The following is a 12389-nucleotide window of genomic DNA, read 5'->3' on the forward strand; positions in this document are numbered from 1 at the left end:
CCCGAAGGCGCCTCCGGCCCGCGCCGTCGTTCCGTCGCCTCCGCCCGCCCAGGTCGCTGCGGCGCCCGCGCCGAGCCCGGCGCCGGTCGCGCCCGAGGCGCCGCGCGCCGCCGTCGCCCCGCCCGGTTTCAAGTCCAGGGGAACGCCCACGCCCGGCGGCGATGATCTGCGCACGGCCGCGCGCCAGGGCGGGGGCTGCAACCACGCCGACCTCTACCGCCTGACCAAGGCCGAACGCGCGACCTGCGACGACAAGCTGGGGATCAAGGCCAAGGACGCGCCGATGTACGCGGTGATCGACCAGGCCAAGAAGGACTTCTTCGACGGCGCCTGCAAGAAGGACGACGAGTGGTGCCTCTACCGCACCGGCCAGGGGCCGTATCCGGGCCTGCTGGCCCTGATGAAGAAGAAAAAGAGCGACTGGTGATCAGCCCTCCCCCTGCGGGGGAGGGTGGCCTCCGCAGGAGGTCGGGTGAGGGGTCTCTCAGACTTATCCGGACGGGCCTTTCGCCCCCCCTCCGTCGGCTTCGCCGCCACCTTCTCCCGCAAGGGGAGAAGGAAGCACGAAAAAGGGCGGCCCTTGCGAGCCGCCCTTTCCGTGTTCGAACCCGAACCCTTCGCCTACCAGCTCTTGCTGACGCTCAGGAACAGGCGGCGTTCGACTTCCAGGCCGGCGCTCTGGCGCTGGCGGTTGTCGCCGAGGTTCTGGCCGCTGATCGCCACGGTCACGCCGTGGTCGAAGGTGCGGGCCACGCGGCCGCCGATGGCGGCGTAGCTTTCGATCTTCACCAGGCGCGGGTTGGCGCCGACGGCGTAGAGGCCGTAGGCCTCGTGGTCGCCGACCAGGGTGACGAAGCCATCGGCCGTCCAGGCGCCGCCGGTCCAGCCCAGCGAGGCGTTGGCGCGGTTCTCCGGCGTGGTCGCGCCGAAGGCGGCCGAGCGCAGCAGCGGCGAGAAGCCGGCCAGCGGCTCGTCGTCCACCTCGGTGTGGGTCCAGTCTGCGTTCCAGCGGAAGCCGGCGCCGAACTCGCCTTGGGCGGCCAGCTCGAAGCCGTTCATCTTGCTCTGCCCGATGTTGCGGTAGCTGAGCACCGGCAGGCTGACCAGCGTGGCGGGCACGTCGATCTGGGCCGAGGTCGGCTGGCCCTTCACGTCCTCGGTCTTCTGGATGAAGGCCTTGGCGCTGATCTGGGCCTTGATGGCCGGCAGGGCGCGCTCATAGGTCAGCTGGTAGTTGGTGACGATCGCCGGTTCCAGGGTCGGGTTGCCGGCCAGGCCCAGGGTGTAGGGACCGACGCTGACGCGGGCCTGCAGGGCGCCCAGGTCGACCAGGGTCGGCACCTGCACGCCGCGGGCCGCGCTGGCCTTGAAGGTGTCGGCGTCCGTGGCGCGCCAGACGAGGCCCAGGTTCCACGACGGCTCTTCGATCTTGCGATCCCAGTAGCCGTTGCCCAGCGGCGGCGAGCCGGCCGGGAAGGCGCCGTCACGCGACAGGTCCAGGCTGTCGTAGCGGCCGGCGGCGGTGAAGGCGAGCTTGTCGCTGATCGCCCAGTTCCACATCGCCGAGGCCGACAGCACGTCGTAGCTGACTTCCGCGCCGCCGATCGGGGCGGTGTTGACCTCGTTGTGGCGGTATTCGCCGCCGAGGCGGATCGTGTGCTTCGCGCCGATCTTGAACAGGTCCTGGGCCGAGACGACCGTGATCTTGTTCTCGAAGCGCGCCTTCTGGCCGAGGATCAGGTGCTTGGCGGTGAGGTCGTTCTGGTAGGCCGACAGCTGCAGCTGGCCGGCCTTGGTGTCGGCCGTCAGCGTGCCCTTCAGCGAGCTCGTCAGGTACTTGCTGGGCGAGTAGGCGTAGTTGGACAGCATGTCGCTGACCTGGACGTTCGAGTACGAGCCCTCGACGCGCAGCTCGGCCTTGTCGGTCAGCTGGGTGACGGTGTCGATGTTGGCCGAGATCTTGGCCGGGTCGTTCAGCTGGCTCTTGGCCACGCCGGCGACGGTGCTCTTGAACTCGTCGCTCTGGCTGGCGCCGCCCGAGACGCGGGCGCTGAAGCGCTCGCCCAGCTTGAAGGTCTTGGCCAGCGAAACCTCGCCGTAGCCGAAGTTGCCGCCGCGCACGGTGATGTCGCCGGCGTCGTCGAACTTCGGGTTGACGGTGATGATGTTGACCACGCCGCTGACGGCGTTGAAGCCGAAGAGCGCGCTGTTGGGGCCCTTGACGACCTCGATCTGGCGGATCTCCGACAACTGCACGGGCAGGGTGGCCCAGGCGGTGTAGCCGTAGTGGTCGAGATAGACCTGACGGCCGTTGATCAGCACCAGCAGGCGCGGCGACATGGCCTGGTTGTAGCCGCGAACGCTGACGTCGGCGGCGCCGGCGCCCCAGATCGTGACGTCCAGGCCGGCCACGCGCGACAGGATGGTCGGCAGGTCGACGGCGCCCGAGCGGGTGATGTCGGCGGCCGAGATGATGGTCATGTCCACCGGCGCTTCGGTCGAGCGCTGCGGGGCGCCGGTGGCGCTGGTGGTGACCGGTTCGTTGAACAGCTGCTCGAGCGAGCCGTAGTCGATCGATTGGGCGTGAGCGGCCGAGGCGGCGGCGACGAGGAGGCCCGCGGAAACGCCGGCCAGGAGAGTCTTCTTCATGGATATGTCTCTTGTGCTGGCGGCGATCAGACTTCGCGGATCATCATGCGGAAGGCGGACTTGAAGACCGCGCCCACGGCCGCGGCGGCGCCGCGGTTGACGATGATCTCGACCTTGGGATCGGCCGACACGCTCATGACGCAGGCGCCGCTGGCGGCGCAGGACGCGTCCGAACCGATGGTGATGATCTTCTTGGCCTTGGCGGCCGCGCCCACGGGGGCGGCGTTGACGCCGGTGGTGACGTAGAGGGCGGCCACGCCGCCCACGCCCGAGACGGCGCCGGCTTCGACCGGCTTGGCCGTCAAGGTCAGGGTCCCGGTGTTGAGGCCGCCGCCGATGGCGGCCATGACGGCGTTCTTCTCGGCGACCGAGGCCGGCTTGGACGGGTCGAACACGACGCCCAGCACCGCCTTGCCGGTGGGGCCGTTCTCGAGGAAGGTCAGCGCGCGGCCGGCGATCTGCACGTCCTTGGCGGCGTCGGCATGGGCGCTGATCGGCGCGATGGTGAGGAGCGCCGCGGCCAGGGCCGCGACGGGTTTCTTCTTCGACATTCTGTTGAAATCCCCTGCCCTTTGTTGGGCTTGTGGGCGGGGTGATGGAGCGCTGGGCGTAAAGAAGACGTAACGGCGACGAGGTGACGCCGTTATGCAAACGTTTGCACTGGTCGGGTATCCGACAGTGAAACAACTTCAGGTCAGCAAGTGACCTTGCGTTATGGAAGGTCTATCTGCGCCGTGGCCTGATCTTGAGTTGTATTTGGACAGAATGTCGCAGTCCGAACTTATTTCAGGTCGTGGGGGTCAGATCGCCAGACGCTCGGCCGCGACCCCGGCCGCCCGCAGGGCCGCCAGGCGGGCGAAGGCAAGGGTTAGGGCCTTGCGGCGGGCCCCCGCCAGCGGCGTGACGGGCGCGGCCCGCACCACGGCGCCGCCGAAGCCGTCGGCGACGATCAGGCCGGGCTCCTCGGGCAGGATCCCCTCGGGAAACTGCGGGGCGACGGCGAAGTGGAAGGCGTCGCAATAGGGGCCGTACTCGCCCCACTTGCGGTCGACGCGGTAGTCGTCCAGCCCGGACTTCACCTCGACGATGACGATGTCGCCCTTGGGTCCCAGCGCCATCAGGTCGGCCCGGCGGCCGTTGGGCAGGGTCACCTCGGCCAGCGGCGCATAGCCCAGGTCGACCAGCAGCCTCGCCGCGCCGCGGGTGACGGCCAGGGTGGTCTCGGGGCGTCCCATGGCCGAGGGGGTGAGCGCGATGTCGACGACGACGTCCATGTCGTCACCATGTTCCATCTTTGTTCGCGGCGCAAGCGGGGCGTCTTTCGAGGCGCGCCCTCACCCCCGCGCGTGCTTGGTCACCCTCAGGCGCGAGACGTCGTAGCCCATGGCCTTGGCCCGGTCGGTCAGGTTCTGGGTCAGGCCGGGYGTGGGCTTGTCGCGGGTCAGCAGCCAGAGATAGCGGCCGCTGCCCTCGCCGACGATCGCCCAGCTGTAGTCGTCGGCATGGTCGAGCACCCAGTAGTCGCCGACGAAGAAGGGGCCGAAGAACGACACCTTCAGCTTGGCGCCGGTGGCCTTGTCGACCACCTTTGCCTTGCCCAGGCTGACCTTCTCGATCCCCTCGGGGCCGTCCTTGCGGCAGGTGTTGCGCACTTCCACCAGGCCGTCCGGGCGCAGCGCGTATTCGGCGGTGACGCCCTCGCAGCCCTTCTCGAAGCGGAAGTCGTAGCGGGCGGCCTCGTACCACAGGCCCAGATACTTACTCAGCTCGACGGGCTTGGCCGGCTGCGGGGGGCGGGGATTGCCGACGGGCCCAGCGCCCGCGCAGGCGACCGCCGCGCCGAGGGCCAGCACGACCGCGCCGGCCAGCGCCAGGTGGCGTCGCCGCACGCTCAGGCCTCCGGCTGCTGCGGGAAGACCAGCTTCTCGTAGCCCAGCGCCTTGACGCGGGCCAGGGCGGCGGCCTTGGCGGTCTCGTCCATCACCGGCTTGCGCGCCAGCAGCCAGACGAAGTTGCCGCCGGGCGTGGCCATGATCGCCCACGAGGCGTCCTCGGCGTGGTCCAGCACCCAGTATTCCTGCTTCTTCAGCCCGCCCAGGAAGTTCATCGAGAACTTGGCGTTGTCGGATCCGGCGACGATCTTGCCGCTGGTGTTGAAGGTCTTGGCCTTGCCGGTGGCGCTGTCGCGCCGGCAGACCTGGCGCACCGAGAAGCTCTCGGCGGTCTTGGCCGTGAATTCGGTGGTCGGGGCCTCGCAGTTGCGCTGGCCTGAATTGGGGGTGCGGGCGATCTCGTACCACTTGCCCGAATAGAAGGCCGCCGCCACCGGCTTGGACGGCGGCTGGGCGCCGGCCAGGGCCTGCATGGGAAGGGCCATGGCCGACGTCGCGGCCAGGCTCGCCGCCAGGGACAGGATCAGGCTTACGCGCATTCCGACACCTTGCTGCTTGGCGGGCTTTGCGCCCTGCTCAAGTTCATCCCCCGAAAGGAGGCAAACGCAAGGGGAGGCGGCGGTGTTCCCACACGCGAAAACCCTCTCTCTGAGAGAGAGGGAGGGGCCCATGGCGAAGCCATGGGAGGGTGAGAGGTTACAGCCTGTCCGGATGCCCCCCCCAACACCGTCATCCCGGAAAGCCCGCAGAGCTTATCCGGGACCCAGGTGGGGCGGGCGCGGAAGGAGGGTTCATGACACCGGCGGCGGCAAGTGCGATGCGTCGGTCCCTGGGTCCCGGCTCTACGCTGCGCTTCGGCCGGGATGACGACTAAGGGGAAGCAGGGAGCGAGGTTCCGCCTGCCAGCGGTGAAACCTCTCACCCTCCCACCGCCTTTGGCGGCGGGCCCCTCCCTCTCTCGAAGAGAGAGGGGTCTTTCGATCACTCCGCGGCGATGGTCACCGGGACGGCGCGGTCCTTGAAGTTGATGGCCTGCAGGTGGCGGATGCCTTCCTCGGCGATGTCGTCGCCGACCATCCGGTCGCCCTCGGCCTTCAGTTCCTCCAGGTCGACGTACATGGCGTAGAACGCCTTGGTGCGATCGGTGATGATGCCGGCGTTGAGCAGGGTCTTCACCAGCACCCGGAAGATGTTGGTCTGTTCCTTCATGTGCTCGCGACGCAGGTCGTCGGTCATGATCTGCCCGTACTCCTCGACCACCTTGTCGGGGTCCAGGCCGAACTCGCGGTAGAGATCCAGCTGCTGGTGCGGCGAGACCAGGTTGAACAGCAGGGTCTGGAAGCAGTGGGCCGCCCAGTCCTCGATGATGGCGTGCTCTTCCGGCGAGAGCTTGGGCACGGTGCGGTCGGCCCAGATCTTCCCGAACTTGTGGTGGAAGGCCTCGTCGGTCATCACCAGCTGCAGCAGCTTCTTGCCGAGCGGATCGTGGATTTCCTTGAAGAAGGTGGCGAAGGCGCCCATGGCCAGGCCCTCGACCAGCATCTGCATGCCGATGATCTTCTTGTAGACCTCGGGAGCGGCGATGATCTCGACCAGCAGGCTCTTGAGCGCCGGGCCGCATTCGACCGGCTTGCCCCAGCGGGCCTTGATATACTTGGCGAAGGCGGTGACGTGGCGCGCCTCCTCGCGGGTCTGGTTGGCGGCGTATTCCTGCGCGCCCTGGTCTTTCAGCACGTGGCACAGGCTGGCCGACAGGTTCAGCGCGCCCTGCTCGCCGTGCAGGATCGACGAGAAGCTGCGCAGCACCGACTGGTTGATGAAGCGGGTGCGCTGCTTGGGATCGGAGAGGTGGTTGGAGACGTAGTCGGTCGACAGGGCGATCACCAGGTCCTCGGGAACCAGCGGCTGGTTCTCCATGTCGAACGGCTCGTCGAAATCGATATAGGCCTTGTCGAGCGGGTCCCAGAAGTGGTCGTGGGTGGCCGAGATGATCTTGTCGAAGGCGCTCGATCGGTTTCCGTACCGGTCGAGTTCGAGCATGGACTCGAAGTCGTCGGGCGCCACCGCGTCGTACATGGCGTCCTTGGTGATGTTCTTGTCCGTCACGGTCGGCTCCTCTCCTGTAGGCCTCTCGGCTGCTCGACGGGACCCGTCTGGCGCGGGTCTCTCCTCGAGTGAACACTGTCCACTCAAACTTCCGGTACGGTCAAATTAAAAATGACGGACCCGTCACCTTCGCCGCAGCCGCTTGAACCAGAATGGGAAACATCGCCGTGGGCCTGCCAATGGGACTGAATGTCTTTGTGCTGACTGGAGCAGGGGTGTCCGCCGAGAGCGGGCTTGGCACCTTCCGCGACGAAGGCGGGGTATGGACGCAGTACGATCTGGCCGAGGTGGCCACGCCCGAGGGCTTCGCCCGCGATCCGGCCAAGGTTCGAGCCTTCTACAACGCCCGCCGCGCCAACCTGGCCGCCGCCGCGCCCAACCCCGCCCACTTCGCCCTGGCGCGGCTGGAGCGCGAATTGGCGGCGCGGGGCGGGCGGCTCTTTCTCTGCACCCAGAACGTCGACGACCTGCACGAGAAGGCCGGCTCGACCGGCGTCGTCCACATGCACGGCGAGCTGGCCGTCACCCGCTGCCATGCCTGCGAGGCTGTCCGTCCCGATCCTGGCCCGCTGGACGCAGGGGCGGTGTGCGGATCCTGCGGCGCGGGCGGCATGGCGCGGCCGCACGTCGTCTGGTTCGGCGAGGTCCCGCTGTTCATGGACCAGATCTTCGACGCGCTGGAGGAGGCCGACCTGTTCGTCGCCATCGGCACCTCGGGCTCGGTCTATCCGGCCGCCGGCTTCGTGATGGAGGCCCGGCGGATGGGGATCCGCACCTGCGAGATCAACCTGGAACCCTCCGACAACGCCCGCGCCTTTGATGAGCGCCTCTACGGCCCGGCCGGCGAGGTCGTGCCGGCCTGGGTGGAGGCGGTGCTGAGGTAGGGGCGCCCTGCGATACCCAACTTCCCGTCATTCCCGCCCTTGTGGCGGGAAACCCTGGTTCCGCTCGCACATGAAGCGCAAGCCGACTGCCTGGCAGTCGGCCCCTTCCTCGCTTGCGACTGACAGAGAGGTTCCCGCCACAAGGGCGAGAATGACGGGAGATGAGGGGCGGCGTGGCCTCCGCCTAGTCCTCCACCACCGGCGGCGGGATCAGGGCCAGGAAGTTGCGCACCAGGGGCGAGGCGTCGCCGGCGCGGGTTGCGATGGCCAGCGGCACCTGGGGCGCCGCGCCGTCGAGCGGGCGGTAGACGACGCCGCGCACGGCCAACTGGGCGATCGAGCCGGGGGCCATGGCCACGCCCAGGCCCGCGGCGACCATGTTGATCATCGCCACGATGTGCGGCGTCTCCTGGCCGATGGTCGGCTCGAAACCTTCCTGGGCGCAGGTCTCGCGGATCAGGCCCAGGAAGGTGCGGCCGATCCCCTGCGAGAAGATCACGAACGGCTCGCCCGCCAGCGCCGCCACCGGCACCCGGGCCTGGGCGGCCAGGGGGTGGCCGGCCGGCAGGGCCAGGATCAGCGGCTCCTCGCCCAGGGGCAGCAGGTCCAGGCCCTCGGCCGCGACGTTGCCGGGGCGCACGAAGGCCGCGTCCAGCTCCGAATGCAGCAGGCGCTCGGCGAGGCGCGCCGAGTGGCATTCCTCGATGATCAGGCTGGCGTCGGGATACCTCCAGTGGAACACGGCGAAGGCCTCGGTCACCGCCGGATGGAAGTTGGCCGACGAGGTGAACCCCACCCGCAGCGCGCCGACATGGCCGCCGCCGGCCCGGCGGGCGGCTTCCTTGGCGCGTTCGGCCTGCTCAAGGATCAGCCGGGCCTCGGCCAGGAAGGCGCGGCCGGCCTCGGTCAGTTCGGCGCCGTGTGGCCGGCGCAGGAACAGCGGATAGCCGATCTCCTTCTCCAGGTCGCGGATCTGCTGGCTCAGCGGCGGCTGGCCGATGCCCAGGCGCGCGGCCGCCCGCGTGAAGTTCAGCTCTTCCGCGAGGGCGACGAAATAGCGGACGTGGCGCAGTTCCATGGGGTGGCGCGAAACTCGGCGGAAAGTTCAGGCGGGCGGAAGCTTGCCCCGGACGGTCGGGCGGGCGCTTTTCCAGAGGAACACGGCCAGAGCCGCCAGAGCCGCTGGGATCAGGGCCAACAGCCATACGATCACCACGACCGTCAGTTGCAACGCCGATAACGCGACCACGAGGGTCTTGTTCTCCGGCTTGCTTGCCTTGGGGCCTGTGATGGACACTGACGCAATCTCTCGCAACGCGGCTGGCAAGGCTGCGCACGGCGAGCGAGCGCGTTCAGGCCAGTCGTCAGCGGTGTTGCATCGACCTCCGACGAATCTGCGGGAAGTATTGCGCAGAATCCGTGATATTCAATCGCAAAATCCCGCGACGGGGGATATTGTGTATTTACGCACCGTTCGTTGCGCGAATTTTGAGGCAAAATATGGACGGCGCTCCGGGTATATCTGGAAAGTATTGCCTCATATCTTTTGAGTATCGCTGATCAGCCTTCCAGCGTCGCCAGCACCTTCGGGTCGCGACGGGCCAGATCCACCAGCCGCTCGACCAGGGCCTCGCGGCTGTCCAGGGCCAGGCCGTCGCGCAGGCGCGCCATGCGATCGCGCACCGCCTGCAGGCCCTGTTCGTCCAGGGCGTTGGTCGCGACGACCACGGCCGCCTGGTGCTTGCAGGCGCCGAACTTGGCGAACCCCGGACAATCGCAGCGGCCCTCGCCGGCCGGCGCGCGAAGCTCGACCACATAGAGGTCGCCGGCGCTGCCGGTGACGTGGGCGGTCACCGCGTCGTCCTCGATCGACACCAGGTCGACGTCGCCCTTGTCGGCGATCGCCGCGCCGCTCTCGAACCAGCGCTCGTCCATGCGTTCGCGCCAGGTTTCAGCGTCAAACAGGCTCATGCCTCGTCCTCGATGCGGTGGATGTCGTCGTCCGACAGTCCGAAGTGATGGCCGATCTCGTGGACCAGCACGTGCTCGATCAGCGCGCCGAGGGTCACATCGCCGCGTTCGCACCATTCGTCCAGGATCGGGCGGCGATAGAGGAAGATCATCGAGGGCTGGGCGCCCACGTCCAGCACCGAGCGGCGCGACAGGTCCACGCCCTGGTAGAGGCCGGTCAGCTCGAACGGATCCTCGATGCCCAGGCTGTCGAGCACCTCGTCGGTCGCGAAGTCGTCGATGCGGAAGACGACGTCGCCGGTCAGGTGGCGGAACTCGTCGGGCAGGGCGTCGAAGGCGGCCTTGGCCAGGGCGGCGAAGTCGTCCAGCGAGGGGGCGAGGCGGTCGGTCCAGGTCATGAACCTGAAATAGCGTGATTGCTCGCGGGGGGAAGGGGCCAGATCGCGCTCGCGCCGCGCGCGGTCTAAGCTGCCAAATCTGATTCGACCCTTACGCCTTCTGGGGCTAGCGACACGCCGGATGACATCGCTCGATCTGATCCTGGCCGCGGCGGCCGGCGCGGTCTGCCTGGCGATCTGCGCCACGCTCTGGGCCCTGGCCCAACGACGCGCCTTCGACGCGCGCATCGCCGGCATGCGGCTGCGCCTCGACGCGCTGGAAAGCGGTTCGGTGGCGGCCCAGGCCTCGGCCGAAGCCTTCGACAACGCCCTGGTGGCGGTCGAGGACGGCGCGGCCCGCCTGGTGTCGGGCGACGACAGCCTGCACGCCTGCGCCCAGGTGCTGAACGTCGAGGCCACGCCCGACGCCCTGGTCGAGGCGCTGATCGCCGGTGATCCCGACCACGCCGCCCGCCTGAAGGCCCTGTTCGAGCGCGGCGAGGCCTGCGCCTTCGAGGCCCGCGGGCCCGGCGGGCGGGTGATCGTCGAGGGCCGCGCGGCCGGMGCCCTGGCCTGGCTGCGCCTGGCTGCCCAGACCGGCGACCTTGGCCTGCCCAGCGCCGCCCGCTTCGCCGCCTTCGTCGACGGCCTGTCCGAACCGGCCTGGATCGCCGCCGCCGACGGCGCGCCGACCTGGGCCAACGCCGCCTATCTGCGCGCCGTGGGCGTCGACAACGCCGCCCAGGCCGCGCGCGCCGGCAAGACCTTCGATCGCGCGGTCGACGCCCTAGCCGTCGAGGCCGCCGCCAAGGTCGAGCGTCGCGAGAGCGTGCGCTGGACGCCGATCGACGGCCGCAGGCGGGCTTTCCGCTTCACCGTCAAGCCGCTGGACGGCGGCGGGGTCGGGGTGTTCAGCGCCGACGTCACCGAGGTCGAGGACGTCCGCGAGACCCTGAAGAACCACGTCGCCGCCCACGACGAGACCCTGAACCACATCGCCGACGGCGTGGCGATCTTCAGCGCCAGCCGCCGCCTGTCGTTCCACAACACCGCCTTCGCCGAGCTCTGGGGCCTGGAGCCGGCGTGGCTGGCCGAGCGTCCGACCCACGGCGAGGTGCTGGACCGCCTGCGCCAGCGCCGCCGCCTGCCCGAGACGGTGGACTATGCGAAGTGGAAGGCCGCCGAGCTGGCCCGCTACGAGGACCTGGGTCCCCAGGCCGACGAGCTGTGGGACCTGCCCGACGGGCGGACCCTCAAGGTCGTGCGCCAGCCTCACCCGCTGGGCGGCATGCTGCTGCTCTATTCCGACATCACCGGCGAGCTGCGCCTGAAGGCCCAGTACAACGCCCTGATCCAGGTGCAGCAGGCCACGCTCGACAAGCTGAACGACGCCGTGGCCGTGTTCGGCTCGGACGGCCGCCTGCGGCTGCACAACGAGGCCTTCGAGACCTTCTGGAACGTCACGCCCCAGGCCCTGCAGGCCGCCGGCGACTTCGAGGGCGTGGTCGAGCTGTGCGTGCGCCGCCTGCACGACCTGTCGTTCTGGCGCGAGCTCAAGGGCCGGGTGGCCGATCCGGATCCGCAGATGCGCGCGCCGACCTCGGGCGAGGTGCGCACCTCCGACGGCCGCATCGTGGTCTATCAGAGCCGGCCGTTGCCCGACGGCGCGACCCTGATCGCCTTCGCCGACGTCACCGACACCCGTCACCTGGAAAGCGCCCTTGCGGATCGCTCCGCGGCTTTGGCCGAGGCCGAGCGGCTCAAGCGCGACTTCGTCGGCAACGTCTCCTACGAGCTGCGCACGCCGCTGACGACGATCATCGGCTATTCCGAACTGCTCGAGCGCGCCGAGGGCCTGCATGAGCGCGGCAAGGGTCATGTGGCCGCCGTGCGCGCCGCCGCCACCCAGCTGGCCCGCTCGATCGACGACGTGCTCGACATGGCCCAGATCGACGCCGGCGAGATGGCGCTGGAGATCGAGGACATCCGCGTCGTCGACCTGCTGCAGGGCGCCTATCAGCGCGGCGGCAAGGACGCCGAGATCGGCGGCGTGACGCTGGAAGTGATCTGCGACGAGGACGTCGGCCTGATCCGCGGCGACGCCAAGCGCCTGAACCAGACCGTCGACCACCTGGTCGAGAACGCCCTGCGCCAGACCCCGCCGGGCGGCAAGGTGACGATCTCGGCCCAGCGCGCGCTTGGCGAGGTCAAGCTGCACGTCAAGGACACCGGCCGCGGCGTGCCCTTCCACGTCCAGGCCCACATCTTCGACCGTTTCGTCGGCCGTGATCGCGGCGGCCCGGGCCTGGGCCTGGCGCTCGTCAAGGCGCTGGTCGAGCTGCACGGTGGCTGGGTGGCGCTGGAGAGCGAGCCGGGCGCCGGCTCGACCTTCACCTGCCACCTGCCCGAGACCCAGCACCCGGGCGCGGCCCAGCCGGAGTTCGGGTTCTGACACTCTGACTTGTCATCCCGGCCGCAGCGAAGCGGAGCGCCGGGATCTCCCACGGTTG

The 12389-nt window shown here is 69.1% G+C and carries 13 protein-coding genes; 3 read left to right on the top strand and 10 right to left on the bottom strand.

Annotated elements, in window-relative coordinates; translation table 11 throughout:
• Positions 1–427, top strand: a 427-nt coding sequence (locus tag AC1DCG_RS20995; RefSeq protein WP_477041648.1) for a hypothetical protein, incomplete at its 5' end; no start/stop codon positions are given.
• A gap of 194 nt (positions 428–621) precedes the next feature.
• Here the strand turns inward: AC1DCG_RS20995 and AC1DCG_RS21000 are convergent.
• The 6 genes from AC1DCG_RS21000 to AC1DCG_RS21025 form a co-directional block, all read right to left on the bottom strand.
• Positions 622–2649, bottom strand: coding sequence for a TonB-dependent receptor plug domain-containing protein (locus AC1DCG_RS21000; protein ID WP_477029416.1), 2028 nt, complete (start codon positions 2647–2649; stop codon positions 622–624).
• A 26-nt stretch (positions 2650–2675) separates the two neighbouring features.
• The gene (locus AC1DCG_RS21005; protein ID WP_477029417.1) at positions 2676–3200 is read right to left on the bottom strand and encodes a hypothetical protein; all 525 of its coding nucleotides are present in this window, start codon (positions 3198–3200) and stop codon (positions 2676–2678) included.
• Between the two features lie 249 nt (positions 3201–3449).
• A complete protein-coding gene (gene mmcB / locus AC1DCG_RS21010; protein WP_477029430.1) occupies positions 3450–3923 on the bottom strand; it encodes a DNA repair putative endonuclease MmcB in 474 nt (157 codons plus the stop codon).
• A gap of 60 nt (positions 3924–3983) precedes the next feature.
• Entirely contained in the window at positions 3984–4544 is a 561-nt protein-coding gene (locus AC1DCG_RS21015; RefSeq protein ID WP_477029431.1) for a lipocalin family protein, read from the bottom strand.
• On the bottom strand, positions 4541–5080 hold the full coding sequence (locus AC1DCG_RS21020; RefSeq protein ID WP_477029418.1) for a lipocalin family protein: 540 nt from the start codon (positions 5078–5080) through the stop codon (positions 4541–4543). The genes AC1DCG_RS21015 and AC1DCG_RS21020 overlap by 4 nt, the downstream gene beginning before the upstream one ends.
• A 442-nt stretch (positions 5081–5522) precedes the next feature.
• The gene (locus AC1DCG_RS21025) at positions 5523–6647 is read right to left on the bottom strand and encodes a ferritin-like domain-containing protein (RefSeq protein WP_116489128.1); all 1125 of its coding nucleotides are present in this window, start codon (positions 6645–6647) and stop codon (positions 5523–5525) included.
• Positions 6648–6826: 179 nt separating this feature from the next.
• Between AC1DCG_RS21025 and AC1DCG_RS21030 the strand changes: the two genes are divergently transcribed.
• Positions 6827–7531 carry an SIR2 family NAD-dependent protein deacylase gene (locus AC1DCG_RS21030; protein WP_477029419.1) on the top strand — a complete coding sequence of 235 codons (705 nt, stop codon included), beginning with the start codon at positions 6827–6829 and terminating at the stop codon, positions 7529–7531.
• Between the two features lie 184 nt (positions 7532–7715).
• Here AC1DCG_RS21030 and AC1DCG_RS21035 read toward each other — a convergent pair whose 3' ends face one another.
• The 4 genes from AC1DCG_RS21035 to AC1DCG_RS21050 all read right to left on the bottom strand — a co-directional run bounded on the left by AC1DCG_RS21035 (position 7716) and on the right by AC1DCG_RS21050 (position 9900).
• Positions 7716–8609, bottom strand: a complete 894-nt coding sequence (locus AC1DCG_RS21035) for a LysR substrate-binding domain-containing protein (protein ID WP_477029420.1) — start codon at positions 8607–8609, stop codon at positions 7716–7718.
• 27 nt (positions 8610–8636) lie between these two features.
• Entirely contained in the window at positions 8637–8828 is a 192-nt protein-coding gene (locus AC1DCG_RS21040) for a hypothetical protein (protein ID WP_477037224.1), read from the bottom strand.
• Between the two features lie 263 nt (positions 8829–9091).
• On the bottom strand, positions 9092–9502 hold the full coding sequence (locus AC1DCG_RS21045) for an SWIM zinc finger family protein (RefSeq protein ID WP_477029421.1): 411 nt from the start codon (positions 9500–9502) through the stop codon (positions 9092–9094).
• Positions 9499–9900, bottom strand: a complete 402-nt coding sequence (locus AC1DCG_RS21050) for a metallopeptidase family protein (RefSeq protein WP_477029422.1) — start codon at positions 9898–9900, stop codon at positions 9499–9501. Before AC1DCG_RS21050 ends, AC1DCG_RS21045 begins: the two co-directional genes overlap by 4 nt.
• Before the next feature lie 121 nt (positions 9901–10021).
• On the opposite strand from AC1DCG_RS21050, the gene divL reads away from it, so the two are divergent.
• Entirely contained in the window at positions 10022–12331 is a 2310-nt protein-coding gene (divL, locus tag AC1DCG_RS21055; RefSeq protein WP_477037225.1) for a cell cycle protein kinase DivL, read from the top strand.
• Positions 12332–12389: the final 58 nt, after the last annotated feature.

This window comes from Caulobacter sp. 10L414, assembly GCF_056395525.1.